This is a genomic window from Amycolatopsis eburnea, assembly GCF_003937945.1.
GTDB classification, from domain to species: domain Bacteria; phylum Actinomycetota; class Actinomycetes; order Mycobacteriales; family Pseudonocardiaceae; genus Amycolatopsis; species Amycolatopsis eburnea.
This window is the reverse complement of sequence record NZ_RSEC01000021.1, coordinates 361,575-386,619: the sequence shown is the minus strand read 5'-3', so window position 1 is coordinate 386,619 and position 25,045 is coordinate 361,575. Positions and strand designations below refer to the sequence as shown.

At 72.2% G+C, this 25,045-nt stretch carries 28 protein-coding genes; 17 read left to right on the top strand and 11 right to left on the bottom strand.

Annotation, left to right across the window (positions count from 1 at the left end; all coding sequences use genetic code 11):
• Positions 1 to 122: 122 nt before the first annotated feature.
• A complete protein-coding gene (locus tag EIY87_RS05690) occupies positions 123 to 977 on the top strand; it encodes a putative RNA methyltransferase (RefSeq protein WP_404800014.1) in 855 nt (284 codons plus the stop codon).
• A 4-nt stretch (positions 978 to 981) separates the two neighbouring features.
• Positions 982 to 1,611, top strand: coding sequence for a (2Fe-2S)-binding protein (locus EIY87_RS05685; protein ID WP_125306560.1), 630 nt, complete (start codon positions 982 to 984; stop codon positions 1,609 to 1,611).
• Here the strand turns inward: EIY87_RS05685 and EIY87_RS05680 are convergent.
• Complete coding sequence (locus EIY87_RS05680; RefSeq protein ID WP_125306559.1) at positions 1,601 to 2,455, bottom strand: sigma-70 family RNA polymerase sigma factor; 855 nt, start codon at positions 2,453 to 2,455, stop codon at positions 1,601 to 1,603. The two genes, EIY87_RS05685 and EIY87_RS05680, sit on opposite strands and share 11 nt — an antisense overlap.
• A gap of 80 nt (positions 2,456 to 2,535) precedes the next feature.
• Positions 2,536 to 2,973, bottom strand: coding sequence for a VOC family protein (locus tag EIY87_RS05675; protein WP_191983964.1), 438 nt, complete (start codon positions 2,971 to 2,973; stop codon positions 2,536 to 2,538).
• A 74-nt stretch (positions 2,974 to 3,047) separates the two neighbouring features.
• On the opposite strand from EIY87_RS05675, the gene EIY87_RS05670 reads away from it, so the two are divergent.
• Genes EIY87_RS05670 through EIY87_RS47990 form a run of 4 tightly spaced genes read left to right on the top strand, consistent with a single transcriptional unit; the run spans position 3,048 to position 5,792 of the window.
• Positions 3,048 to 4,334, top strand: a complete 1,287-nt coding sequence (locus EIY87_RS05670; protein ID WP_125306558.1) for an O-acetylhomoserine aminocarboxypropyltransferase/cysteine synthase family protein — start codon at positions 3,048 to 3,050, stop codon at positions 4,332 to 4,334.
• Positions 4,331 to 4,807, top strand: coding sequence for a CoA-binding protein (locus EIY87_RS05665; protein WP_125306557.1), 477 nt, complete (start codon positions 4,331 to 4,333; stop codon positions 4,805 to 4,807). The genes EIY87_RS05670 and EIY87_RS05665 overlap by 4 nt, the downstream gene beginning before the upstream one ends.
• 35 nt (positions 4,808 to 4,842) lie before the next feature.
• On the top strand, positions 4,843 to 5,592 hold the full coding sequence (locus tag EIY87_RS05660; RefSeq protein ID WP_125306556.1) for an MBL fold metallo-hydrolase: 750 nt from the start codon (positions 4,843 to 4,845) through the stop codon (positions 5,590 to 5,592).
• Between the two features lie 23 nt (positions 5,593 to 5,615).
• Positions 5,616 to 5,792: a hypothetical protein gene (locus tag EIY87_RS47990; protein WP_191983963.1), complete on the top strand. Its 177-nt coding sequence runs from the start codon at positions 5,616 to 5,618 to the stop codon at positions 5,790 to 5,792.
• Here EIY87_RS47990 and alc read toward each other — a convergent pair.
• The gene (gene alc / locus EIY87_RS05655; RefSeq protein WP_125306555.1) at positions 5,789 to 6,802 is read right to left on the bottom strand and encodes an allantoicase; all 1,014 of its coding nucleotides are present in this window, start codon (positions 6,800 to 6,802) and stop codon (positions 5,789 to 5,791) included. The two genes, EIY87_RS47990 and alc, sit on opposite strands and share 4 nt — an antisense overlap.
• Position 6,803: 1 nt before the next feature.
• Complete coding sequence (gene allB / locus EIY87_RS05650; RefSeq protein ID WP_125306554.1) at positions 6,804 to 8,132, bottom strand: allantoinase AllB; 1,329 nt, start codon at positions 8,130 to 8,132, stop codon at positions 6,804 to 6,806.
• Positions 8,133 to 8,261: 129 nt separating this feature from the next.
• Here allB and EIY87_RS05645 point away from each other — a divergent pair, with 129 nt between their 5' ends.
• The 6 genes from EIY87_RS05645 (at position 8,262) to EIY87_RS05620 (ending at position 12,748) form a co-directional block, all read left to right on the top strand.
• Positions 8,262 to 8,738, top strand: a complete 477-nt coding sequence (locus EIY87_RS05645; protein WP_125306553.1) for a helix-turn-helix domain-containing protein — start codon at positions 8,262 to 8,264, stop codon at positions 8,736 to 8,738.
• Positions 8,739 to 8,793: 55 nt separating this feature from the next.
• The gene (gene uraD, locus EIY87_RS05640; protein ID WP_125306552.1) at positions 8,794 to 9,243 is read left to right on the top strand and encodes a 2-oxo-4-hydroxy-4-carboxy-5-ureidoimidazoline decarboxylase; all 450 of its coding nucleotides are present in this window, start codon (positions 8,794 to 8,796) and stop codon (positions 9,241 to 9,243) included.
• On the top strand, positions 9,240 to 9,557 hold the full coding sequence (uraH, locus tag EIY87_RS05635) for a hydroxyisourate hydrolase (protein ID WP_125306551.1): 318 nt from the start codon (positions 9,240 to 9,242) through the stop codon (positions 9,555 to 9,557). The genes uraD and uraH overlap by 4 nt, the downstream gene beginning before the upstream one ends.
• A gap of 2 nt (positions 9,558 to 9,559) precedes the next feature.
• Positions 9,560 to 10,441 carry a factor-independent urate hydroxylase gene (gene pucL, locus EIY87_RS05630; protein WP_125306550.1) on the top strand — a complete coding sequence of 294 codons (882 nt, stop codon included), beginning with the start codon at positions 9,560 to 9,562 and terminating at the stop codon, positions 10,439 to 10,441.
• A 50-nt stretch (positions 10,442 to 10,491) separates the two neighbouring features.
• Complete coding sequence (locus tag EIY87_RS05625) at positions 10,492 to 11,076, top strand: TetR/AcrR family transcriptional regulator (RefSeq protein WP_449657933.1); 585 nt, start codon at positions 10,492 to 10,494, stop codon at positions 11,074 to 11,076.
• A 103-nt stretch (positions 11,077 to 11,179) separates the two neighbouring features.
• Positions 11,180 to 12,748, top strand: coding sequence for a glycoside hydrolase family 27 protein (locus tag EIY87_RS05620; RefSeq protein ID WP_125306549.1), 1,569 nt, complete (start codon positions 11,180 to 11,182; stop codon positions 12,746 to 12,748).
• Here EIY87_RS05620 and pucD read toward each other — a convergent pair.
• From pucD to EIY87_RS05600, 4 genes are read right to left on the bottom strand one after another with little or no spacing between them, the layout of a single operon-like run.
• A complete protein-coding gene (pucD, locus tag EIY87_RS05615) occupies positions 12,741 to 14,996 on the bottom strand; it encodes a xanthine dehydrogenase subunit D (RefSeq protein ID WP_125306548.1) in 2,256 nt (751 codons plus the stop codon). The genes EIY87_RS05620 and pucD overlap by 8 nt on opposite strands.
• Complete coding sequence (locus EIY87_RS05610) at positions 14,993 to 16,333, bottom strand: 8-oxoguanine deaminase (RefSeq protein ID WP_125306547.1); 1,341 nt, start codon at positions 16,331 to 16,333, stop codon at positions 14,993 to 14,995. The genes pucD and EIY87_RS05610 overlap by 4 nt, the downstream gene beginning before the upstream one ends.
• Positions 16,330 to 16,797, bottom strand: coding sequence for a (2Fe-2S)-binding protein (locus tag EIY87_RS05605; protein WP_125306546.1), 468 nt, complete (start codon positions 16,795 to 16,797; stop codon positions 16,330 to 16,332). Before EIY87_RS05605 ends, EIY87_RS05610 begins: the two co-directional genes overlap by 4 nt.
• Complete coding sequence (locus tag EIY87_RS05600) at positions 16,788 to 17,651, bottom strand: FAD binding domain-containing protein (protein WP_125306545.1); 864 nt, start codon at positions 17,649 to 17,651, stop codon at positions 16,788 to 16,790. Before EIY87_RS05600 ends, EIY87_RS05605 begins: the two co-directional genes overlap by 10 nt.
• 123 nt (positions 17,652 to 17,774) lie before the next feature.
• Between EIY87_RS05600 and EIY87_RS05595 the strand changes: the two genes are divergently transcribed.
• The 3 genes from EIY87_RS05595 to EIY87_RS05585 are packed head-to-tail and all read left to right on the top strand — an operon-like array spanning position 17,775 to position 20,824.
• Positions 17,775 to 19,097: a PucR family transcriptional regulator gene (locus EIY87_RS05595; protein WP_125306544.1), complete on the top strand. Its 1,323-nt coding sequence runs from the start codon at positions 17,775 to 17,777 to the stop codon at positions 19,095 to 19,097.
• 1 nt (position 19,098) lies between these two features.
• Positions 19,099 to 19,581 (top strand): MarR family winged helix-turn-helix transcriptional regulator, encoded by a 483-nt coding sequence (locus tag EIY87_RS05590; RefSeq protein ID WP_125306543.1) that lies wholly within the window; start codon positions 19,099 to 19,101, stop codon positions 19,579 to 19,581.
• 16 nt (positions 19,582 to 19,597) lie between these two features.
• Positions 19,598 to 20,824 carry a DUF2786 domain-containing protein gene (locus tag EIY87_RS05585; RefSeq protein WP_125306542.1) on the top strand — a complete coding sequence of 409 codons (1,227 nt, stop codon included), beginning with the start codon at positions 19,598 to 19,600 and terminating at the stop codon, positions 20,822 to 20,824.
• A 3-nt stretch (positions 20,825 to 20,827) separates the two neighbouring features.
• Here the strand turns inward: EIY87_RS05585 and EIY87_RS48880 are convergent, their stop codons facing one another.
• From EIY87_RS48880 to aceB, 3 genes are read right to left on the bottom strand one after another with little or no spacing between them, the layout of a single operon-like run.
• Positions 20,828 to 20,962 (bottom strand): DUF6986 family protein, encoded by a 135-nt coding sequence (locus EIY87_RS48880; RefSeq protein WP_263855599.1) that lies wholly within the window; start codon positions 20,960 to 20,962, stop codon positions 20,828 to 20,830.
• A 32-nt stretch (positions 20,963 to 20,994) separates the two neighbouring features.
• Positions 20,995 to 22,182 (bottom strand): DUF6986 family protein, encoded by a 1,188-nt coding sequence (locus tag EIY87_RS05575; protein WP_125306541.1) that lies wholly within the window; start codon positions 22,180 to 22,182, stop codon positions 20,995 to 20,997.
• Positions 22,183 to 23,760, bottom strand: coding sequence for a malate synthase A (gene aceB / locus EIY87_RS05570; RefSeq protein ID WP_125306540.1), 1,578 nt, complete (start codon positions 23,758 to 23,760; stop codon positions 22,183 to 22,185). It abuts the gene before it with no gap.
• Positions 23,761 to 23,872: 112 nt separating this feature from the next.
• Between aceB and EIY87_RS05565 the strand changes: the two genes are divergently transcribed.
• A complete protein-coding gene (locus tag EIY87_RS05565) occupies positions 23,873 to 24,649 on the top strand; it encodes an IclR family transcriptional regulator (RefSeq protein WP_086857264.1) in 777 nt (258 codons plus the stop codon).
• A 73-nt stretch (positions 24,650 to 24,722) separates the two neighbouring features.
• Positions 24,723 to 25,043 (top strand): hypothetical protein, encoded by a 321-nt coding sequence (locus tag EIY87_RS05560; RefSeq protein WP_125306539.1) that lies wholly within the window; start codon positions 24,723 to 24,725, stop codon positions 25,041 to 25,043.
• Positions 25,044 to 25,045: the final 2 nt, after the last annotated feature.

Here is a 25,045-nt window from a genome sequence, read left to right as displayed (position 1 = left end):
TTTCACGGGGCGGCGCGTGAGGTTTCACCCGCGTGAACTGTCCGCGCCGGGTTGTTACGGGGAGGTTTCCGGAGACCTGTGCTGAAGTGTCCGGTTGCTTTACGCCGTGGTCGAATAGCCCCATGAGCGCGAGCGGCCACGGGAATGACCCACTGCCACCTCAGGTGGTGGCGGCATTGCGGTGTTCGGTGTGCGGTGACCCGGTCGGGCTAGCCGATCGCACGCTGCGTTGCGGGAACCGCCACTCGTTCGATCTAGCGCGACAGGGTTACGTGAACTTGTTGCACGCGCGAATCCCGTCCGGCACGGCGGACACCGCGGACATGGTCGCGGCGCGCGCCGACTTCCTCGCGTCGGGTGCTTACCGGGGCCTCGCCGACGAGCTGGCGCGGGCGTGCGCCGAGGCCGGCGACCTCGTCATCGACGCGGGCGCGGGCACGGGTTACTACTTGGCGCGGGTGCTGGACGCGTCCGGGGCGGCCGGCCTCGCGCTGGACGTCTCGGCGGTGGCGTTGCGCCGGGCGGCCCGCGCGCACGCCCGGCTGGGCGCGGCGGTGTGGAACCTGTGGGAGCCGTGGCCGGTCGGCGACGAGGTGGCGTCGGTCGTGCTCAACGTCTTCGCGCCGCGCAACGGGCCGGAGTTCCACCGCGTCCTGCGGCCCGGCGGCCTGCTGGTCGTGGCGGCCCCGGCCCCGGACCACCTGCGCGAGCTGGGCGATCTGGTGCTGGCGGTGGACGAGCGCAAGGACGAACGCCTGGACGGCACGCTCGGCGAGTACTTCGGCCGGACCGGCCGCACGGAGGTCCGCCAGGAGATCGAGCTGTCGCCGCGGCAGGTGCGCCAGGTGGTCGAGATGGGACCGGCGGCGTTCCACCTGGACCGGGGCGACCGCCGGGCGCGGCTGGACGCGCTGAGCGAGCCCCGGGTGGTGACGGTCTCGTTCACGGTGTCCACCTACCGGCGTCTGGGAGGGTGACGGGGTGAAGCCCGACTGGACCGCGTCCGCGACCCGGCTCGCGGACGCCGAGTGGGTGCGGGCCCGCATCGGCGGCGCGGCGAAGCTGTACGGGTGCGCGCGGCCGGAGGTGCTGGGCACGATCTGGTGGTACTCGCTCTCGTCGGTGCTGGTGGCGCCGGCGGTGGAGGGCCTGGTCGCCGGCCGGCTCGCGGACCCCTCCCTCGACGCCGTAGAGCTCGACCTCGTCGCCGACGGCCGGTTCCTGGGGGCCCGCTCGACGCGTCCCCTGGCCGGCGGGCTGCCCGAGCTGGGCGCGGCCCTCAACGCGGCGCTCGGCACCGCCATCGGCACCATCGCCGAGGTCAGCGGCGCCCGGGAGCGCGCGCTGGGCGCCATCGCGACCGACTCGATCGGCAACCGGCTGCTCTGGACGCCCGATCCCGCGCGGGCGCTCACGCTGGCCGAGCCGCTGGTGGCCGCGATCGGGCTCGGGCTGCCGAAGCCGCGGTTCGTGCACGTCGGGCGCACCCCCGCCGTGCGCCGGGCGTCGTGCTGCCTGATCTACGAGGTCGGCAACCCCAAGTGCGTGAGCTGCCCGCGTCAGACGCCCGCGGAGCGCGACGCCCGGCTTCGCGCCGCGCTTAGCCGATAACGGCCAGCTCGAGCTTCGCCAGCCGGTCCGGGTCGGCGATGACCTCGATGCCCGCGATCCGGTCGCCGTCGATCTGGAACGCCAGGACGACCGCGAGCCTCCCGTCGCGGACCATGAGCAGGCCGGGCGCGCCGTCGACGAGGGCCAGCTCGCTGGCGCGGGCCCGTTCGGACGCCAGGATCGCGCCGCGGCGGACGCTCTCGACCCCGCGCAGCACGATCGGCGCCGGGCTCGGCCCGGCGAACCGGTCGGCGTGCAGGACGACGTCGGGGTCGAGGAGGGCGATCAGCGCCTCGAAGTCCCCGCCGCGCGACGCCGCCAGGAACGCCTCGACGACCTTGCGCCGCCTCGGCAGGTCCTCCGCGGCCGTCCCGCCCTTGACCCGGCGACGGGCGCGGCTCGCGAGCTGCCGGGTCGCGGCCGGCGTCTTGCCGAGCATCGGGGCGATCTCGTCGAACGGCACGGCGAACATGTCGTGCAGCACGAACGCGACCCGTTCGGCCGGGGCCAGCGTGTCGAGCACGACCAGCAGCGCCAGCCCGACCTCGTCGGCCAGCTCGGCCTCCTGCGCGGGATCGCGGCGCTCGTCACCGGGTTCGGGCTGCCCGTCGAGGGCCTCCTCGGGGTGGTTGCGCCGCGCCCGCAGCGCCGAGAGGCACACGCGCGCGACGACGGTCGTCAGCCAGGCGGGGACGTTGCCGATCTCGGCGGCATCGGTGCGGTGGAACCGCAGCCAGGCCTCTTGGACGGCGTCGTCGGCTTCCGCGGCCGAGCCCAGCATCCGGTAGGCGGCCGCGCGCAGCCGCGGCCGCTCCCGCTCGAACCGCTCGGTCAGCGCGTCCACGGTGTTCCTCTCGCCCGGGGTGTCTCGAGGAGTAGACCCCGTGGCGGCGGGCGATGTGACCGGAACGGGCATGACCCCGCTCACAGCACGCAGAACTCGTTGCCCTCCGGGTCCGCCAGCACGAAGTGGTCCGGCCGCCCGTCCAGCGCGTGCTCCCGCAGCACCGTCGCACCCGCCGCCGTGAGCCGGGCGATGGCTTCCACGACCCGTTCCCAGCGGATCTCCCAGGGGACCTCGCGGCCGCCGCCGGCCTGGACGTCCAGGTGGAGGCGGTTCTTCGCGGTCTTGCCCTCGGGGACCTTGAGGAAGCTCAGGCCCGGCAGGACGCCCTCCGGGTCGGTCAGGTACGCGCCGTCGTCCCACTCCGGCTCCGGGACGCCCTGCCGCCCGAACCACGCTTCCCAGCTCGCGAAGCCCGGTGGGGGCGGGCGCTCGATGTAGCCGAGGGCCACCGCCCAGAACTTGGCCAGCTCGCGGGGTTCCGCGCAGTCGATCGTCAGGCTCCAGCGCACCGTCACGCACGAAGGGTAGCCTCGCTCACGCGCTGGGAAACTTGACCGGACGGCCGAACCTGCGGTTACGGTGAGCCCCGATGAGCGAACGCACCTGGGGCTTCCGCACCCGCGCCCTGCACGCCGGCGGCACGCCCGACCCGGCGACCGGCGCGCGGGCCGTGCCGATCTACCAGACCACCAGTTTCGTGTTCGAGGACGCGGCCGACGCCGCCAACCTCTTCGCGCTGCAGAAGTACGGGAACGTCTACAGCCGGATCGGGAACCCGACCGTCGCCGCGTTCGAGGAGCGCGTCGCCAGCCTCGAAGGGGCCATCGGCGGGGTCGCGACCGCGAGCGGGCAGGCCGCGGAGTTCCTCACCTTCAGCGCGCTCACCGAGGCCGGCGACCACATCGTGTCCGCGAGCGGGCTCTACGGCGGGACCGTCACCCAGCTCACCGGGACGCTCCGGCGCTTCGGCGTCGAGACGACGTTCGTCAGCGGCGGGATCGACGACTACGCAGCGGCGATCACCGACCGGACGCGGCTGCTCTACACCGAGGTCATCGGCAACCCGGGCGGCGGCATCGCCGACCTCGCCGCGCTCGCGGACCTGGCCCACGCCCACGACATCCCGCTCGTCGTCGACGCCACGCTGGCGACCCCGTACCTCTGCCGCCCGATCGAGCACGGCGCCGACATCGTGCTGCACTCGGCGACGAAGTTCCTCGGTGGCCACGGGACGACGCTCGGCGGGGTCGTCGTCGAATCCGGGAAGTTCGACTGGGGCAACGGGAAGTTCCCGCGGATGACCGAGACCGTCGACAGCTACGGCGGCCTCCGCTACTGGGAGAACTTCGGCGAGTACGCCTTCTGCACCCGGCTGCGCGCCGAGCAGCTGCGGGACATCGGCGCGGTGCTCTCGCCGCACTCGGCTTTCTTGCTGTTGCAAGGGATCGAGACGCTCCCGCAGCGGATGGACGCGCACGTCGCCAACGCGAAAGCGATCGCCGAGCACCTCGAAGCCGACCCGCGCGTGGCCTGGGTGTCCTACGCCGGGCTGCCCTCGCACCCGCACCACGAGCTGGCGAAGAAGTACCTGCCCGCCGGGCCGGGCGCGGTGTTCTCCTTCGGCATCGACGGCGGCCGCGCGGCGGGCGAGAAGTTCGTCGAGTCGGTGGAGCTGCTGTCGCACCTGGCGAACGTCGGGGACGCGCGGTCGCTCGTCATCCACCCGGCGTCGACGACGCACGCGCAGCTGTCGGAGGAACAGCTCGCGGCCGCGGGCGTCGGGCCGGACCTGATCCGGCTGTCGATCGGCCTGGAGGACACCGACGACATCCTCTGGGACCTCGACCAGGCGCTCGGCAAGGCGGTGGCGGGATGACGTACGACGTCGGCGCCGTCGAGCGGCGCGCGATCCTGAACCGGACGAAGTCGGTGACGCTGGTCGGCGCGTCCGCCAACCCGGCGCGGCCCAGCTACTTCGTCGCGACCTACCTGCTGTCCTCGACGCGCTACGAGGTCAACTTCGTCAACCCGCGGCTGGACACGCTGTTCGGGAAGCCGGTCTACGCCTCGCTCGAGGACGTCCCCGGCGAACTCGACCTGATCAGCGTGTTCCGCAAGCACGACGACCTGCCGCAGGTGGCCGAGGAGGTCGTCGACGCCGGCGCGCGGACGCTGTGGCTGCAACTCGGGTTGTGGCACGAGCCGGTGGCCGACCGGGCCCGCGAAGCCGGGCTGGACGTCGTGATGAACCGGTGCGTGAAGATCGAGCACGCGCGCTTCGCCGGCGGGCTGCACCTGGCCGGGTTCAACACCGGCGTGATCAGCTCGCGGCGGCAGTCGGCACCCTAGGGAAGAGAACGGACGTTCCCGGTGTTGGCCCAGACATGACACTGGGGATCACGTTTTCCGGCGGCCCGACCGCCCTGCTGGAGCTGGGCGGCGTCCGGCTGCTCACCGACCCGACCTTCGACGCGCCCGGCGACCACCCCGTCGGCGAGCGCGTGCTGGTCAAGACCGAGGACTCGGCGCTGTCCGAGGAGGCGGTCGGCGTGGTCGACGCCGTCCTGCTCTCCCACGACCAGCACCCCGACAACCTCGACGACCGCGGCCGCGCGTACCTCGCCACGGTGCCGCTGACGCTGATCACGCCCGCCGGCGCGGCCCGGCTCGGCGGGACGGCGAAGGGCCTGGCGCCGTGGGAAGAGACCCGCGTCGGGCCGCTGACCGTCACCGCCGTCCCCGCGCTGCACGGCCCCGAAGGTGCTTCGCGGCTGACCGGCGACGTGACGGGGTTCGTCCTGACCGGCGACGGCCTCCCGACCGTCTACGTCAGCGGCGACAACGCGTCGGTCGACCTCGTGCGCGAGATCGCCGCGCGGTTTGACGTCGACATCGCGGTGCTCTTCGCCGGCGCCGCCCGGACGGTCTTGTTCGACGGCGCTCCCCTGACGCTGACCAGCGAGAACGCCGCCGAAGCCGCGAAGGTGCTCGACGCGGCGAAGATCGTCCCGCTGCACTTCCGCGGCTGGCGGCACTTCAGCGAAGGCCCGGACGTGCTGCGGAAGGCGTTCGAGGCGGCCGGGCTGGCCGACCGCCTGGTGCTCCTCGAACCCGGGCAGCACGCGGACGTCTGAGCAGGCCGTGAGAGGCTGGCGCCATGGCCAAACCGACCCCGCTCCAGTTCCGCAACCTCCTCGTCGCCCTCCTGGCGGCGGCGGGCTTCGTCTGGAGCATCGTGACCGGCCTGCCGTGGTGGGTCAGCGCGATCGCGGGCTGCGCGTGCGTCCTGTCGCTGGCCTCGGCCTACCTCAACCGCCCGGGCGCGAACGACTAACGCGTCTTCGCGAACCTCGCCTTGAGGTTCGTCCGGCCCGCTTCCGTGAGCCGTCCGAAGAGCCGCAACCGCGCCAGGCCACCGTCCGGGTAGATGTCCAGGCGGGCTTCCGTCACCTCCGGGCCGTCCTTCAGGGCGAAGCGGTGGCGGGTGTCCGGCTGCAGGCGGGTCTTCGGGAGCAGGTCGACCCACTCGCCGTAGGTGTCGCGGCCGCTGACCGAGGCCCAGCCCGGGGCGTTGCCCTTGAGGTTGCTCGTGTCCAGCTCCGCGAACCGGACGTGGCCCGCGCCCGCCAGGCGCAGGGTCACCCAGTCGTTGCCGTCGTCGCGGCGGCGGGCCGTCTCCCAGCCCTCCGCCTGGTGCGCGGCCAGGCCCGGGGAGAGCAGGTTGTTCGGCGATGAGTAGAACTTGTTGCTGCAGCCGGTGACGACGGCGCCGTTCTCCAGTGCCGCCAGGTCGAGCGCGTCCAGGTCCAGCAGGTCCGGGTCCGGGATCGGCACGCCGTGGACGCGCAGGCGGGCGACGCCGCCGTCCGGGTGCTGCGTCAGGCGGACGTGCGTGTAGCGGCGGGAACCGTTGACCGTGTAGAAGTTTTCCGTGTGCCCCGCGGCCGGGGCGCGGTCGACCAGGACGTCCCAGTCGGCCGTGGCCAGCTCGGCCGCCGACGGGTAGCCCGGGACCGACGTCGCCTCGACCGAGACGAACGGCGGGTAGTTGCCCTTGAAGAACGCCGTGTCGACGATGACGCCGGTGACCGTGCCCGCCAGGCCGAGCCGCAGCACGGCCTGGTCGTCGCCCGGTTCGCGGTGGCGGCGGGTTTCCCAGCCGTCGTAGACCTGGCCCTTGGGACCGAACGTCTCCGCGCGGTGCGCCGGGACCCACGGGTTGACCAGGTTCTCCTTCTCGGCGAACAGCTCGTCGGTCGCCCACATCACGGTCCCGCCGAAGCGCCGGGACGCGAGGTCGGGCAGTTCTGTCCACTCAGGACGGTCGGACACGAGAGCCTCCATTTCAGCAGTTCCCCCGGGTCAGCAGCTCGCCGTGCGGCGCGTCGCCGGTGATTTCGGTGCCCCGCAGCCACGTCGAGCGCACGACGCCGGCCAGCGGGCGGCGGTCGTAGGCGCTCACCGGGTTGCGGTGCTTCAGTTTCGCGACGTCGACCACGAACGCCTCGTCCGGCGCGAACACGCAGAAGTCGGCGTCGTAGCCCACGGCCAGGTGCCCCTTGCGCCGCATCCCGGCCTGCGCCGCCGGGCGCTCGGCCATCCAGCGGACGACGTCGGTGAGCGCGAAGCCGCGCTGGCGCGCCTGCGTCCAGATCGCCGGCAGTCCCAGCTGCAGGCTGGAAATGCCGCCCCACGCCTCGCCGAAGTCCCCGCTGTCGAAGCGTTTCAGCTCCGGCGTGCACGGCGAGTGGTCGCTGACGATCGTGTCGAGCACGCCGTCGGCGAGCCCCTGCCAGAGCCGCTCGCGGTTGGCCGCCTCGCGGATCGGCGGGCAGCACTTGAACTGCGTCGCGCCGTCGCGGATCTCCTCGGCGACGAAACTCAGGTAGTGCGGGCAGGTTTCCGCGGTCAGCGCCACGCCGTCGCGGCGCGCCGCGGCGATCAGCGGCAGAGCGTCCGAAGAGGACAGGTGCAGGATGTGCGCCCGCGCGGACGCGGCGCGGGCCGCGTCGATCACGTGCGTGATCGCGAGGTTCTCCGCCTGCCGCGGCCGCGAGTTCAGGAAGTCGACATAGCGACCGCCGTGCGGTTCCGGCGCCGAGTCGATCTCGTGCGCGTCTTCGGCGTGGACGATCATCAGCGCGTCGAAGGAACTCAGCTCCCGCAACGCTTCGCCGAGCCCGGCCGGGTCGAGCGGCGGGAACTCGTCGACACCGGAGTGCAGCAGGAAGCACTTGAACCCGAAGACGCCGGCGTCGTGCAGCCCGCGCAGTTCGGTGACGTTGCCCGGGATCGCGCCGCCCCAGAAGCCGACGTCCACGTGCACCCGGCCGGCCGCCGACTTGCGCTTGACGTCCAGCGCGGCGACGTCGACGGTCGGCGGCAGGCTGTTCAGCGGCATGTCCACGATCGTGGTCACCCCGCCCGCGGCGGCCGCGCGGGTGGCCGTCTCGAAGCCTTCCCACTCGGCGCGGCCGGGGTCGTTGACGTGGACGTGCGTGTCGACGAGTCCGGGCAGCAGCACGACGTCGTCGCCGAGGTCGAGGACGCGGTCGCCGGACAGCGCGGCGCCGCCGGGTTCGACCGCGACGATCCGGCCGCCGTCGACGCCGAGCGTCACCGGAACCTCGCCCGCGGCCGTCACGGCCCGGGCTGCGCGCACCACAAGATCCATCCGAAAGCCCTTCGCCGGGAGGATGAGCACCATCGATTCCACAGAACGGAAAGACGGTTTCGCACAACGACAGTAACCACGGCGCGCGCCGCTCGTCAACGACGGACGTAGCGCGTTACGGTCATCTTCGTGCGGCTTGAAGCGGAATTCACCAGCGAACCGTTCCACGGCGAAGGTTCGCCGCCCGAGCACGCGCTCGCCGCGCGGGACGCCGCCGCGGAAGCGGGGCTGGAGACCGACTTCGGACCGCTCGGGACCCTCGCGAGAGGCGAGGCGAAGGAGCTGTACGAGGCGCTCCCGGCGATCGCGAAAGCCGCGCTGGAGGGCGGCGCCACCCGTGTCACGCTGCAGCTGCGCCGGGCCGACGACGACCGGGGCGCGCCCGCGGTCGAGCTGAACGACGCGCTGGCCCGGCTGATCGCCGACGTCGAACGCGAACTGGGCGCCAAGCTGGGCGAACTCGACCGCGCCGGCAAGCAGCGCGCGGTCCGGCTCCTGCGGGAGCGCGGCGCCTTCGGCCTGCGGAAATCGGTCTCCTCGGTGGCCGACGCGCTGGGGGTCACCCGGTTCACGGTCTACAACTACCTCAACCGGGAAGCGGACTGACCAGCGCTTTCAACAAAATGTTGACGGAACTCCGGGGCCGACGTACGGTCAGGCCGTGCTGCTCACCGAGTTCAACACCACCGACGTCCGGCCGCTGCTGACGGAGTGCCTCGCCGTGCCCCGGTGGGTCGACGCCGTGCTGGCCGGGCGCCCGTACGCCGACGTCGACGCGCTTAAAGCCGCCGCCGACCTGCCGCTGAGCAGCGACGAGATCCGGCAGGCGATGGCCGCGCACCCCCGGATCGGGGAGAAGCCGGCGGGCGGCTTCGCGCGCTCGGAACAGTCCGGTGTGGACAATCCGGACGCGTTCGCCGCGGCGAACGCCGAGTACGAAGCCAAGTTCGGGCACGTCTACCTCGTCTGCGCCAGCGGCCGCAGCGGCGAAGAGCTGCTGCGGATCCTCCGGGAACGCCTGGACAACGACCCCGCGACCGAGCTGGCCGTGGCCGGGCGCGAACTCCTCAAGATCGCCGAACTCCGACTCGCGAAAGCGGTGACCGCGTGAGCCTCGTGACGACCCACGTCCTGGACACGGCGAAAGGACAGCCCGCGCAGGGCATCGCCGTCCGGTTCGAGACCGCCGAAGGGAAGCCGATCGCCGACGGCCGCACCGACGACGACGGCCGCATCCGCGACCTCGGCCCCGAAACCCTCGAGCCCGGCGTCTACCGCCTGGTCTTCGACACCGGCGCCTACCTGGGCCCGGACGCGTTCTTCCCGGAGGTCACCCTGACCTTCCGGATCCTCGACGGCACCGCGCACCACCACGTGCCGCTCCTGCTCAGCCCGTTCGCCCATTCGACCTACCGAGGGAGCTGACCGTGGCCATCACCCTGGGCCCCAACCAGTACGGCAAGGCGGAGGTCCGCCTGGTGACGGTGCGCCGCGACGGCCCCGTGCACCACCTGAAGGACCTCACCGTGTCGACGTCGCTGCGCGGTGAGCTGGCCGCGACGCACCTGACCGGCGACAACGCCGGCGTGCTCGCGACCGACACGCAGAAGAACACCGTGTACGCCTTCGCGAAGGAGGCGCCGGTCGGCGAGATCGAGGACTTCGGCCTGCGCCTGGCCCGCCACTTCGTCGGCACGCAGGAGAACATCACCGGCGCGCGCGTCAAGATCGACGAGCACGGCTGGGACCGGATCGCGGTCGGCGGCGCCCCGCACGACCACGCGTTCAGCCGCTCCGGCGACGAACGGCGCACGACCGCGGTGACGGTCCAGGGCGAACGCGCGTGGGTGGTGTCCGGCATCGACGGCCTGACCCTGCTCAAGTCCACCGGTTCGGAGTTCCACGGCTTCCCCCGCGACCAGTACACGACGCTGGCCGAGACCGACGACCGCATCCTCGCCACCGCCGTCACGGCGAAGTGGCGCTACGAAGGCGTCGACGTCGACTGGGCGGAAAGCCACCGCGAGATCCGGCGGCTGATGCTGGAGACGTTCGCGACGAAGCACAGCCTTTCGCTGCAGCAGACGCTGTACGCGATGGGGCAGGCGGTGCTGGAGGCCCGCGACGAGGTCGCCGAGGTCCGGCTGTCGCTGCCGAACAAGCACCACTTCCTGGTCGACCTGAGCCCGTTCGGGCTGAAGAACGACAACGAGGTGTTCTACGCGGCGGACCGGCCGTACGGGCTCATCGAGGGCACGATCCTGCGCGACGACGCCGAGGACCCGGGCCCGGCCTGGGACCTCCACTGACCGCACTTTCACGTGAAAGTGCGGTGGATAGATCGCTCTATCATGGGAGGGTGGCAGGGACCAAGGAACGCATCATGGCCGCCGGCGCGGAGTTGTTCCGGCGCAACGGCTACACCGGCACCGGGCTCAAGCAGATCGTCTCGGAGGCGAACGCGCCGTTCGGGTCGCTCTACCACTTCTTCCCCGGTGGCAAGGAGCAGCTCGGCGCCGAGGTCATCCGCACGTCCGGGCTCGCCTACATCCAGCTCTTCGACCTCTTCATCGCGCCCGCGCCCGACCTGATCAGCGGGATCGAGTCGTTCTTCGCCGCCGGGATCGCGACCCTCGAAGCGACCGACTACGTCGAAGGCTGCCCGATCGCGACCGTCGCGCTGGAAGTCGCGAGCACCAACGAGCCGCTGCGCCAGGCCACCGCCGACGTCTTCACGGCGTGGATCGACGCCGGGACCGAGAAGCTCGGCAAGTTCGGGCTCAGCCCCGAAGCGGCCCGGACGCTGACGATCACCGCCGTCAACAACCTCGAAGGCGCGTTCGTGCTCTGCCGCTCGCTGCGCGACACCGAGGCGATGGCCGTCGCCGGGGCCGCGACCGTCGACGTCGCCCGTCGGCTCCTCAACGAGAACGCACAACTTTAGTCGGGAATCCAACACGAATACTCAAGATGGCGCTTGACCACACAGCAGGGGACACGGAAGCTGCACTTCTCCTCCTCCCCCACCGCTGTCGGTTGGAGCTGCCATGCGCCGTGTCCTCGCCGTCCTCGCCACCGCCGTAGCCGCCATCGGCCTCGCGAGCCCACCCGCCGACGCCCTCGAAAACGGCCTCCTGCGCACGCCGCCGATGGGCTGGAACACCTGGAACACCTTCGAGTGCAACATCAACGAGACGCTGGTCAAGCAGACCACCGACCTGATGGTCAGCTCCGGGATGCGCGACCGCGGCTACACCTACGTCAACCTCGACGACTGCTGGATGACGCGCAGCCGCGACGGCGCGGGCAACCTTGTGGCCGACCCCGCCAAGTTCCCCAGTGGCCTCAAGGCGCTCGGCGACTACATCCACGCGCGCGGGATGAAGTTCGGGATCTACGAGAGCGCGGGCACCGAAACCTGCCAGCACTACCCCGGCAGCCACGGGCACGAGCAGACCGACGCGAACAGCTTCGCGAGCTGGGGCGTCGACTACCTCAAGTACGACAACTGCGGCAGCCCCGCCGGGGAAACCCAGCAGGACTACGTCCGCCGCTACTCCGCGATGCGCGACGCGCTCAAGGCGACCGGCCGCCCGATCGCCTACAGCATCTGCGAATGGGGCAACTTCAGCCCGTCGACGTGGGCGCCGGACGTCGGCAACCTGTGGCGCACCACCGGCGACATCACCAACAACTGGGGCAGCATCGACTCGATCTACCGCCAGAACGTCGGGCTCGCGTCAGCCGCGAAGCCCGGCGCCTGGAACGACCCGGACATGCTCGAAGTCGGCGACGGCATGGACTTCCAGGAGGACCGCGCCCACTTCACGCTCTGGGCCGCGATGGCCGCGCCGCTGATCGCCGGCGCCGACCTCCGCAGCGCCAGCGTCGCCACCTTCTCGACGTACCTCAACTCCGACGTCATCGCCGTCGACCAGGATTCCCTGGGCAAGCAGGGCAAGCGGATCTCGTCGTCCGGCGGCTTGGACGTCCTGGCGAAGCCGCTGGCCGACGGCGACGTGGCCGTGGTGCTGTTCAACGAGAACAGCACGATGAAGACCGTCTCGACGACGGCCGCCGCGGCCGGGCTGCCCGCCGCGTCGAGCTACCGGCTGACCAACCTGTGGTCGAAGGAGCAGACCACGAGCTCCGGCGCGATCAGCGCCGCCGTGCCCTCGCACGGCACGGTGATCTACCGCGTCAAGGCTAACGCGAGCGGCACCAGCACCGCCCGGCCGCTGCAGGGCGCGTCGTCGGCCCGCTGCATCGACATCAACGGCAACGTCACCACGCCCGGCACGAAGGTCGACATCTGGGACTGCGACGGCGGCACCAACCAGTCCTGGACGTTCACCGGTGCCGGTGAGCTGAAGGCCAACGGCCTCTGCCTCGACGCCGACGGCGGCAGCTCCGCCGCCGGCACGAAGCTGATCGTCTGGACCTGCCACGGCGGCGCGAACCAGAAGTTCAAGCTCAACCCGGACGGCTCGATCACGCAGGCCGGGCTGTGCGTCGACGTCACCGGCGGCGACAAGCCCGCCGGCAACGTCAACGGCGTCCAGCTCGAACTCTGGGGCTGCAACGACGACGCCAACCAGAACTGGCAGCTCAGGTAGCGGTGAGGTGCTCCGGCCGGACCGGGACGCGGGTGAGCGCGAGCCCGGTCGCGGCCCGGATCGCGGCCACGATCGCCGGGGTCGACGAGATCGTCGGCGGCTCGCCGACCCCGCGCAGGCCGTACGGCGCGTGCGGGTCCGGGCGCTCCAGGACGTCGATGCTCATCGGCGGCATGTCCAGGACCGTCGGGATCAGGTAGTCGGTGAAGGAGGGGTTCCGGATCTTCCCGCCGGAGGTCTGGATCTCCTCCATCACCGCGAGCCCGAGCCCCTGCGCCGAACCGCCCTGGATCTGGCCCAGCACGGCCTGCGGGTTGAGCGCCTTGCCGACGTCCTGGGCGCAGTCGAGCGCGACCACCTTCACCAGGCCCAGCTCGGTGTCGACGTCGACGACCGCCCGGTGCGCGGCGAACGCGTACTGCACGTGCGCGGTGCCCTGCCCGGTTTCCGGGTCCAGCGCGGTCGTCGGCCGGTGCCGCCACTCCACGGTCTCGTCGTAGACGTCGTCGCCGAGCACGTCCACCAGGCCGGCGAGCACCTGGCCGTCGGCCGCGACGAGCTTGCCGCCGACGATGCGCGTCTTCCGGTCGAACCGGGCCAGCAGCTTCGCCCGCACCGCACCGCAGGCGGCCTGTACGGCGCCGCCGGTGACGTAGGTCTGGCGCGACGCCGACGTCGAGCCGCCGTTGCCGATCGAGGTGTCCATCGGCAGGACCGTGACCTGGTCGACGCCCAGTTCGGTCCGGACGATCTGCTGCATGATCGTCACGAGACCCTGGCCGACCTCGCAGGCCGCGGTGTGCACGGTCGCGGCCGGCTCGCCGCCGACCAGCTGCAGGCGCACGCGCGCGGTCGAGTAGTCGTCGAAGCCCTCGGAGAAGCAGACGTTCTTGATCCCGACGGCGTACCCGACCCCGCGGACGACGCCTTCGCCGTGCGTCGTGTTCGAGACGCCACCGGGCATGTGCCGCAGGTCGAAGGGCCGCTCGGGCGGCATCGGCTTGTCCCGCACCAGTCCCAGCAGCTCGGCGACCGGCGCTTCCGCGTCGACGGCCTGGCCGGTCGGCATCAGGTCGCCTTCGCTCATGGCGTTGCGGACGCGGATCTCGACCGGGTCGAGGCCGCAGGCGGCCGCGAGCTTGTCCATCTGGGACTCGTAGCCGAACGCCGCCTGCACCGCGCCGAACCCGCGCATCGCGCCGCACGGCGGGTTGTTCGTGTACGTGCCCCAGCAGTCGACGGCCACACTGTCCACTTTGTACGGCCCGACGCCGAGGGTCGCGGCGTTCGCCACCACCGCGCCCGTGGACGACGCGTACGCGCCGCCGTCGAGGTACAGGCGCGTACGCACGTACACCAGCCTGCCGTCCGACGTGGCGCCGTGCTCGTAGTACATCTTCGCCGGGTGGCGGTGGACGTGGCCGTAGAAGGACTCTTCGCGGTTGTAGACCATCTTCACCGGCTTGCCGGTGTGCAGCGCGAGGAGGCACGCGTGGACCTGCATCGACAGGTCCTCGCGGCCGCCGAACGCGCCGCCGACGCCGCCGAGCGTCAGCCGCACCTTCTCCACCGGCAGGCCCAGCGCGGCGACGATCTGCTGCTGGTCGACGTGCAGCCACTGCGTCGCGACGTACAGGTCAACGCCGCCCTCGGTGTCCGGCACGGCGAGCCCGGACTCCGGGCCGAGGAACGCCTGGTCCTGCATACCGACCTCGTAGACGCCCGAAACGACGACGTCGGCCACGGCGTCCTGGGGTCCCCGGCGGATCTTCACGTGCCGCACCACGTTGCCGCCGTCGTGCAGCGAAGGCCCTTCGCCCGCGACAGCCGCTTCGGAGTCCGTGACCGGCTCCAGCTCTTCGTAGGTGACGACGATCCGCTTCATCGCCCGGCGCGCGGTCTCCGGGTGGTCGGCCGCGACGAGCGCGACCGGTTCGCCCTGGTACCGCACGACCTCGGAGGCGAGCACGGGCTGGTCGGCGTGCTCCAGGCCGTACCGGTTCACGCCCGGGACGTCCTCGTGCGTGAGCACCGCGGACACCCCGGGCACGGCGAGGGCGCCGGTGATGTCGATCGAGGTGATCCGCGCGTACGGGTGCGGGCTGCGCAGCGTCACGCCCCACACCATGTCCTCGTGCCACAGGTCCGAGGAGTACGCGAACTCGCCGCGGACCTTGACCGTGCCGTCGGGGCGCCGCGGGGACGTACCGACGCCGTCGACGGCCGGTGCGCTGACGGTGCTGGTCATCTGGCCTCCCTCAACCGGGCGCTCGCGGCGGCCAGCTCGCGGGCGATGGCGGATTCGTCGGCTTCGCGCAGCGTGCCGTCCTCGACGACGGCCTTGCCGCCGACGAACAGCCGGCGCAACGGCGGCGTGGTGCCGAGCACCAGTGCCGCGACCGGGTCGGTGATGCCCGCGTAGTTCAGCCCGGTCAGGTCCCACACGGCGAGGTCGGCGAGCTTCCCGGGCTCGATCGAGCCCAGGTCGCCGGCCCGGCCCAGGCAGCGGGCGCCGCCCATCGTGCCCATCCACAGCGCTTCCCGCGTGGTCAGGCCGCGGGGCCCGCCGCGCTGGCGGGCCTGCAGGAGCGACTGGTGCAGTTCTTCGCCGAGACCGCCGGACTCGTTGGACGCGGCCCCGTCGACGCCGAGGCCGACCGCGACCCCGGCGTCGAGCAGGTCGCGGACCGGGGCGATACCGGCGCCGATCCGGCCGTTGGACGTCGGGCAGTGCGCCGAACCGGTGCCGGTCGCGCCGAACCGCCGGATGGCATCGGGCGCGAGGTGGATGGTGTGCGCGAGCCAGACGTCGTCGGCGAGCCAGCCGAGCTTGTCGGCGTACTCGGCGGGCGTGCAGCCGGCCTCGGCGAGGCACTGGCGCTCTTCGTCGTCGGTCTCCGCGAGGTGGGTGTGCAGCCGGACGCCCTTGCGGCGGGCCAGTTCGGCGGCGCCGGACATCAGCCGTTCGGTGACCGAGAACGGCGAGCACGGGCCCGCGGCGATCTGCAGGTGGGCGCCGGCCGAGGCGTCGTGGAAGCGGTCGATCGCCGCTTCGGTGCCGGTCAGCGCGTCCTCGGTCGACTCGACGAGGTTGTCCGGCGGCAGGCCGCCGTCGGACTCGCCGCGGTCCATCGACCCGCGCACGACGTGCAGCCGGACGCCGATCCGCTGCCGGGCCGCGGCCAGGGCCGCGACCTGGTCGCCGCCGTCGCGCGGGAAGACGTAGTGGTGGTCGGCGACGGTCGTGCAGCCGGTCAGCGCCAGCCGGGCCATCCCGGCGGTGCCCGCGGCGTGCGTGATCTCGTCGTCGAGGCGGCCCCAGACCGGGTAGAGCGCGACCAGCCACTCGAAGAGCGTGTGGTCGGCGGCCATCCCGCGGGTGGCCCACTGGTAGAGGTGGTGGTGGGTGTTGATCAGGCCGGGCGTGATCAGGCAGCCTTCGGCCTCGACGCGCTCGTCGAACTCGCCGGTGTAGACGCCTTCGCCGACTTCGGCGATCCGGTCGTTCTCGACGACGACGTGCCCGGACGCGTACTCCTCGCCGGTGACCGTGGCGATCGCCGCGTTCGCGATGAGCGTCCTCACGCGACACCTCCCTTGGCGACGGCGCGCACCGCGTCGAGGATCTTCTCGTAGCCGGTGCAGCGGCAGAGGTTGCCGGCGAGCGCCTCGCGGATCTCCTCGTCCGACGGATCGGGAACGCGGTTCAGCAGGTCGTGCGCGGCGACCACCAGGCCCGGCGTGCAGAAGCCGCACTGCACCGCGCCGTTGTCCACAAAGGACTGCTGGACCGGGTCGAGGGCGTCGCCGTTCGCCAGTCCCTCGACCGTGCGGACCACGCGGCCCTCGGCCTGCCCGGCCGCGACCAGGCAGGCGCAGACCGGGACGTCGTCGAGGTAGACCGTGCAGGAGCCGCATTCGCCCTGCTCGCAGGCGTTCTTCGACCCCGGGAGGCCGAGCCGCTCGCGCAGGACGTAGAGCAGGCTTTCGCCCTCCCACACGTCGTCGGCCTCGCGTTCCTCGCCGTTGATCGTGACATTCAGGCGCATGCGCGCTCCCCCGTCCGGTGGTCGTCCCAGGCCCAAGTCAACGTACGCCGCGCCAGTACCCCCAACGCGTGCTTCCGATACGCGGCGCTGCCCCGGACGTCGTCGATCGGCCGCGCGGCCGCGCCGACCAGCTCGCCGAAGCGGCGCTTCAGGGAGTCCGGCAGCGCCTCGGCCGAGCCCCACGGCAGCTCGGCGGCGAGGAACTCCTCGGCTTCGCGGGCGTGGCGCGGGGTCGGCGCGGCGGACCCGATCGCGGCGCCCACCTGGCCGTCGCGCAGGGCCAGCGCGAAGGAGCAGACCGCGATGACCATGGCGTTGCGCGTCCCGACCTTGGCGAACTGCTGCGGACCGGCGTGCGCGGGCAGGTGGACGGCGGTGATCAGCTCGTCCGGGTCGAGGGCGTGGCGTTTCACCCCGACGTAGAACTCCTCCGCGCGGAGGATCCGGGTCCCCCGGACGGAGGCCACCTCGATCCGCGCGTCCAGGGCGAGCAGCACCGGGTGGGTGTCGCCGGCCGGGGACGCGGCGCCGAGGTTGCCGCCGACCGTGCCGCGGTTGCGGATCTGGGGCGAGCCGACCGTGCGGGACGCCATGGCCAGCGCCGGGACGGATTCACCCAGTTCAGCGATGACGCGGGTGTAGGGAACACCGGCACCCAGCCGGACGGTGCCGTCCGATGTGGACCACTCCGCCAGCTCGCCGACCGTCGTCAGGTCCAGCAGGGCGCCGGGGCGCCGGTGGTCGAAGTTCAGCTCGACCATGACGTCGGTGCCGCCGGCGATCGGCACGGCGTCCGGCCGCTCCGCCTTGAGGGCGAGGGCCTCGGCGAGCGTCGTGGGACGCAGGAACTCCACTGCTGTGCTCCTTCGTGAGGGCGGTAGACCAGTAGACGCCTCACGGGGCCGGGGCGGCAACGGCACGGCGCATGAAACGCACAGCAGCGAAACCGGGGGCGTTTGTGCTTTCCTACAAGCCTGATGACGACCGTGAAAACTCTGCTGGGCCTGCCCGGCCTGCGGCTGCGCCCGCGCGCCGGCGCCGAGCTGCTCGACCGGCCCGTGACGCGCATCTACGTCACGGAGCTGCCCGACCCCGGACGGTACCTGTCGGCGGGCGAGCTGGTGCTGTCCGGCCTGCTCTGGTGGCGGCGCCCGGGTGACGCCGAGCCGTTCGTGGCCGCGCTGGCCCGCTCGGGCGCGGCGGCGCTGGCCGCGTCCGGCGCCGATTCCGGCGGGATACCGGCCGACGTGGTCGACGCCTGCGAGCGGCACCGGATCCCGCTGCTCGAAGTGCCCGCGGACCTGTCGTTCTCGGTGATCACCGAGCAGGTGGTGCTGGCGCTGGCCGCCGCGTCCGACAGCGCGCGCAAACGTTTGCAGGCCGCTGCGGACGCCCCGGTCGAGACCCTGCTGGAACGCGCTTCGGCGGAACTCGGGCTGCCGTGCTGGGTGCTTTCGGGCCTCGGCCGGGTGATCGCCGGGACCGCGCCGCTGCCGCTGCCCGCCGCCGACGTCGTCCGGCGGCACGCGGCGCGCGAGCCCGGGCCGCTGACGGTGGTCCCGGTCGAGGGGCGGCACGCCGTGCCGTGGCTGATCGCCGCCGGCGGCCCGCTGAGCACCGCGCAGGCCGAGCTGGCCGAGGAGCTGGCCGGGCTCGTGGGCGTCACGCGGGCGCGGGCGGTCCCGCCCCAGGCCGACGTGCCCGACGTCGCGCACGTCGTCGCGTTGCGGACCGAAGGCAGCGACGAGAGCCGGGACGTCCTGCGCGAGCTGCTGCCGGACGGCCTGCTGCTGGAGTCCACAGGGGACACTTCGTACGCGGCCGTCTCGCAGTGGCCCGGCTCGGCGGGGTTGTCCACTGTGGAGCCGTTGCTGCGGGCGTCCCGGATCCTGTGCGGCGTGGGCGATTCCGCGCCGCGGGCCGAGGCGTTCGCCACGGCGCGGTTCGCGCTGGACGTGGCGGCCGGGCGGGCGGGAACCGTCGTGGCCGTCGAGGCCGGCGAGGTCGACGCGCACCGGCTGCTGCTGGCCGGCACCCCGGCCGGGCTGCGCGCGGCGTTGCGGCGCCGGGTGCTCGGGCCGCTGCTGGAGTACGACGCCGAGCAGCACACGGACCTGGTGCACACGGTGCGCGTGTTCCTGGAGTGCTCGGGCTCGCCGACGCGGGCGGCGAAGGCCCTGCACGTCCACGTCAACACGCTGCGGTACCGCATCGGCCGGGCGGGCGAGCTGCTCGGCGCGGACCTGACCGAGTTCACCGACCAGCTCGACGTCTACCTCGCGTTGCGCATGGAGGAGTGAAGTGGAGATCACGTCGGCCCAGCAGGCCGGGTACGACCCGCGGATCCTGGCCTTCGGGCGGCTGCAGGGCGCGGCGAACCGCCTCGAGTACCTGCTCGGGCGGGCGCTGGAGCGGGAATGCGGGATCACGCACCTGATGTACGAGGTGCTGCTGATCGTCGGCCGCACGGGCCCGGACGGGCTGACGATGCGCTCGATCGCGCAGGAGCAGGTCCTCACGACGGGTGGCGCGACCCGCCTGGTCGACCGGATGGCGGCGCTCGGCCTGGTGACCCGCACCCCCTCCCCGCGCGACGGCCGCGTCCAGCTGGTCCGGCTGACGCCGCTGGGCGAGGAGACGACGGTGCGGGCGAGCCGGGTGCACGTGGAGAACATCGAGCAGTTCTTCTTCCGCCCGATCCCGGCCGAGCACCGGGAGCGTTTCGCGGACGACCTGCGGACGTTGAGCCACGCGGCCCGCGACGCCCTCCCCCGGCTGCGGTGAGGCACACTCTCCCAGCGTGGGCAAGAAGAACCGCCGGAAGCGGCCGGCCGAGCCGGAACCCGTCCCCTGGGCCGGCCCCGCGCCGACCGCCGCCGAAGCCCGGGACACACTCCTCGCCGCCGGTTACGAGGTCGCGCGGGGCGTCCCGGGTGCGGCCAGGAAGCACGCGAAGCGGCTGGCGCCCGGCCTGGACCTGACGGCCGAACTGGCCGAAGGGGCGCGCGAAGCCGGGCAGCGGCTCATCGCCCGCGTCTGCCGCGGCGGCTGGCTGCCCGACGACCTCGACCAGGCCGCCCGCCGCCACCTCGACGAGTTCGCCCGGTCCTACGTCCTCGACACCCTCGCCGCCCACGTCGAGCGGTTCGCCCCGGAGACCGTGCACCCGGGCTGGCGGGACCGGCTCGCCGAGGTGGGCGCCACGCGCTGGTGGTCCGAGCCGCACCTGACGCAGTGGGCGGCCAAGCACATCCTCACCCCGGCCGAGGCGGTGACGACCGTGATCGAAGCCCTCGGGTTCCTGCTCACCCTGCCGGAGGTCACCCCCGTCCTGCCCGTGCCGGGGACCGCGAGCCCCGAGCGGCCCGTGCACCACGCCGTCGACGAGAAGAAGCTCGGCCGGGTGCGCGCGCTGCTGGCGAAGGCCGAGTCCAGCTCGTTCCCGGAGGAGGCCGAGGCCCTCTCGGCGAAGGCGCAGGAGCTGATGACCCGCTACGCCCTCGACCGCGTGCTGGTCGAGGCCGGCGAGGCCGCGCCCGACGTCCCCGCCGCCCGGCGGATCTGGCTCGACACGCCGTACGTCGACGCCAAGTCGCTGCTGGTGCACGTCGTCGCGAAGGCCGACCGGTGCCGCGCGATCTTCGACCCGCGCTGGGGGTTCGTCACCGTCGTCGGCGACGAGGACGACCTGGACGCCGTCGAGCTGATGACGACGTCGCTGCTCGTCCAGGCGACGCGGGCGATGATCGCCGACCCGGCCGGCCGGGACCGCGCGTTCCGGAAGTCGTTCCTCGTCGCCTACGCCACCCGGATCGGCGAGCGGCTCGACCAGGCCGCCGCGGCGGCGGTCGCGGAGTCGCCGGACGCGGCCCGGCTGCTGCCGGTGCTGGCTTCGCACGAGCTGAAGGTCGAGTCGGCGTTCAGCACGCGCTTCCCCGAAGTGGTGCACAAGTCGGTGACCGTGCGCAGCCACGAAGGCTGGGGCGCGGGCCGCGAAGCCGCCGACCGCGCCCGCCTCGGTGACTGACGCTCAGACTTCGCGCCGGGCGTACTTCTCCAGCTCCGACCGCCCGAACGGCAACTCGCCCTCACCCAGCGCGCCGCAGTCGAGCCCACGCAGCAAGTACACCGCCAAGGCCTGCGCCGTCGCCAGCTCGTCGAGCACCCGCCGGCCACGCCCGCCTCGGCGACTGACGCTCAGGCTTCGCGCCGGGCGTACTTCTCCAGTTCCGGCCGCCCGAACGGCAGCTCGCCCTCGCCGAGCGCGCCGCAGTCGAGGCCGCGCAGCAAGTACACCGCCAAGGCCTGCGCCGTCGCCGGCTCGTCGAGCACCCCGCCGGCCACTTTCGACGCGTAGGCCGTCAACCGCGCGGCTGCCTCGGCGAAGCCCGACCGGTAGAACGCGTACGTCGCCGCGAAGCGCGTCGGGAGCTGGTGCGGGTGCAGGTCCCAGCCCTGGTAGAAGCCGCGCTCCAGCGACCGCCGGACCAGGCGCAGGTGCTCGGCCCACGCCGTGGGCAGCGCGTCGCCGACCGGGAGCTTGTTCGTCGAGCCGTCCGAGAGCCGGACGCCGGTGCCCGCCGCCGAGACCTGCATCAGGCCCTTGGCGAGGTCGGCGACCGGGTGCTCCATGCTCTGGTACGCCGCCGCGATGCCGAGGCCGGCGCTGTAGTCGTACGTCCCGTAGTGCAGCCCCGTGCACCGGCCCTCGGCGGCCCGCACGATCCGCGGCACCGCGAGCGTCCCGTCGACGTCCACAATGGACTGGGACGTCTCGATCTGGACTTCGAAGCACAGCGTGTGCTCGGGCAGGTCGTACGCGGCTTCCAGGCGGGCCAGCACTTCCGCCGCCACCGAGACCTGCTCGATCGCCGTCACCTTCGGCAGCGTGACGACGAACCCGGGCGGCAGCGGCCCGTTGTCCAGCAACGCCCCCAGGAACAGGTCCAGGGTGCGGATCCCGCGCCGGCGCGTCGCCGCTTCGAAGCTCTTGAACCGGATGCCGCAGAACGGCGTCCCGCCGGTGGTGGCCAGCGTCTGCCCGGCCGCCAGGGCGGCGGCGTCCTCGACGTCGTCGGGGACGCGGCCGAAGCCGTCCTCGAAGTCGATCCGCAGGTCCTCGATCGGCTCGGTGAGCAGCTTGGCGCGCACGCGTTCGTACTCGTCGGGCGGCAGGTCGAGCAGGTCTTCGTGCTCGACGAACACGCGCATGGCCTGCTTGCCCCAGTCGGCGACCAGGCGCGTCCGGTACTGCGACGCCGGCACGTACACCGTGTGCACCGGCTGGCGTCCCGGCCGCTCCCCCGGGTACGCCGCCGCGACGCGCGCGTCGGCCTCGGCCAGGCGCGCGTCGGCGGCGGCGTAGACGTCGTCGGGAAGACGCACCTACTTGATCCGCTCGTACGCCGGCAGCGTCAGGAAGTCCGGGAACTCGTCGGCCAGCGCGACCTGCTCGAACAGCTCGACGGCGGGCTCCAGCAGCTCCGGCTTGAGCTCGCCGGCCAGCTCGCCGCGGACGTCCGCGAGCACGCCCCGGACCAGCTCCGAGGTGACGGCGTCGCCGGTGTCCAAAGTGGTCCCGTTCTTGACCCACTGCCAGATCTGCGAGCGCGAGATCTCGGCGGTGGCGGCGTCCTCCATCAGGTTGTGGATGGCCGCCGCGCCGTTGCCGCCGAGCCAGGACGCGATGTAGCGGACGCCGACGTCGACCGCGGCGCGCAGGCCGGCCGCCGTCGCGCCACCCGGCGTCGAAGCGACGTCCAGCAGCTGCTCGGCGGTGACGCTGACCTCGTCGCGCGTGCGCCCGAGCTGGTTCGGCCGGTCGCCGAGGACCTTGTCGAACTCCTCCTTGCACAGCTCGACCATGCCCGGGTGCGCGACCCAGGAGCCGTCGAAGCCGTCGCCTGCCTCGCGGGACTTGTCCGCGTGCACCTTGTCGAAGGCGCCCTTGTTGACCTCGGGGTCCTTGCTCGGGATGAACGCGGCCATGCCGCCGATCGCGAACGCGCCGCGCTTGTGGCAGGTGCGCACGAGCAGCTCGGTGTAGGCGCGCATGAACGGCGCGGTCATGGTGACCGAGTTGCGGTCCGGCAGCACGAACTTCTCGCCCGCGTCGCGGAAGTACTTGATCACGCTGAACAGGTAGTCCCAGCGGCCGGCGTTGAGGCCCGAGGCGTGCTCGCGCAGCTCGTAGAGGATCTCTTCCATCTCGAACGCGGCGGGGATGGTCTCGATCAGCACGGTGGCGCGGACGGTGCCGTGCTCGATGCCGAGGGTCTTCTCGGCGTGGGTGAAGACGTCGTTCCAGAGCCGCGCTTCGAGGTGGCTCTCCATCTTCGGGAGGTAGTAGTACGGGCCCTTGCCGCGCTTGATCAGCTCGGCGGCGTTGTGGAAGAAGTGCAGGCCGAAGTCGACGAGCGCGCCGACGCCCTCGCGGCCGCCGAACGTCAGGTGGGCTTCGGGGAGGTGCCAGCCGCGCGGGCGGACCACGATCGTGGCGTGCTCGACGTCGTCCTTGAGCGCGTAGCTCTTGCCGCCGCTCTCCAGCGTGATCGTCTCGCGGATGGCGTCGTAGAGGTTCACCTGTCCGGACACGACGTTCACCCAGTGCGGGGTGTTGGCGTCCTCGAGGTCGGCCAGCCAGACCTTCGCGCCGGAGTTGAGCGCGTTGATGGTCATCTTGCGGTCGGTCGGCCCGGTGATTTCGACGCGGCGGTCGCGCAGCGCCTCGGGTGCCCCGGCGACCTGCCAGTCGCCCTCGCGGATCTCCTTCGTCTCCGGCAGGAAGTCGAGCCTGCCGGTGGTCCGGGCCTCCTCGCGGCGCTTGCTCCGCGCCTGGAGCAGCTCGTCGCGGCGGCCGGCGAAGGCGTCGTGGAGGCCGGCGAGGAAGTCGAGCGCCTCCGGCGTGAGGATCTCGTCGCCGCGCTCGACCGGGTCGCCCAGCACCTGGACTTCAGAAGACATGGGGAAACACCTCGAGGGTTCGGATCTTTGGATAACGGCCCTACGGTTTTCTACCAGCCGGACTATAGTTTCTGCATAGCGGAAGCTCAACGCCGACGTAAGGAGGGCCACCGTGCCGGCGGAGAAGAACGGTCGCGACGGCGGCGTCCAGTCCCTGCAGCGTGCCTTCGAGCTGCTGGAACACCTCGCGGACACGGGCGGGGAGGCCAGCCTGTCGGAGCTGGCGACGCTGTCCGGGCTGCCGATGCCGACGATCCACCGGCTGATCCGCACGCTCGTGGACCTGGGGTACGTCCGCCAGAACACCAACCGCCGCTACGCGCTCGGAGCGCGTCTCATCCGGTTGGGTGAGAACGCGAGCATGCAGTTCGGCGCGTGGGCGCGGCCGCTGCTGGCGGAGCTGGTGGAGGAGGTCGGCGAGACGGCGAACCTGGCGGTCCTGGAGCGCGACGAGGTCGTGTACGTGGCGCAGGTGCCCTCGAAGCACTCGATGCGGATGTTCACCGAGGTCGGGCGCCGGTTGCTGCCGCACGGGACCGGTGTCGGCAAGGCGATGCTCGCGCACCTGCCGGCTTCCGACGTCCGCGAGCTGCTTTCGCGGACGGGGATGCCGGCGTACACGGAGCACACGTTCACGGACGCGGACGCGCTGGCGGTCGAGCTGTCGCGGATCGCTTCGCAGGGGTACGCGCTGGACGAGGCCGAGCAGGAGCTGGGGGTGCGGTGCGTGGCGGTGGCGGTCCCGGGGGCGCCGGTGCCGGCGGCGGTGTCGGTTTCGGGCCCGTCGGGCCGACTGACCGCCGAGGCGGTGGCGCACATCGCCCCGGCGGTACAACGGGTGGCGGACGCCTTGGGCGCCAGCCTCTCCCAGGCCCCACTATCAGTGTGACACAGGGTGATATCCAATGACTCAAAGTGACCCTGTCGCGGAGGGCTCCGACCCCGCCGGTAAAGTACGCGACATGGCAAGACTCGACGACCTCGAAGCCCGCGTGACCGCTCTGGAGGAACAGGTGCGGTCAACTCGGCAGGACGCCGCGGCCGCACGCATCCTCGCCGGGACGGCGGACCGGGATGTCTCCGACTTCAAGCAGACCTTGAACGGTCACACCCAGGTGCTGAACGCAGTGCGCGAAACGCAGGTCGAGCACGGCCAGGACATCACAAGTCTCAAGACGGAAGTCATCGACCTCAGGGCCGAGATGCGCAGCGGGTTCACCAAGATCAACGTCAACATGGAGCAGATCAGCCGATTGCTCCAGCAGGTCATCGACAAGGACTGACC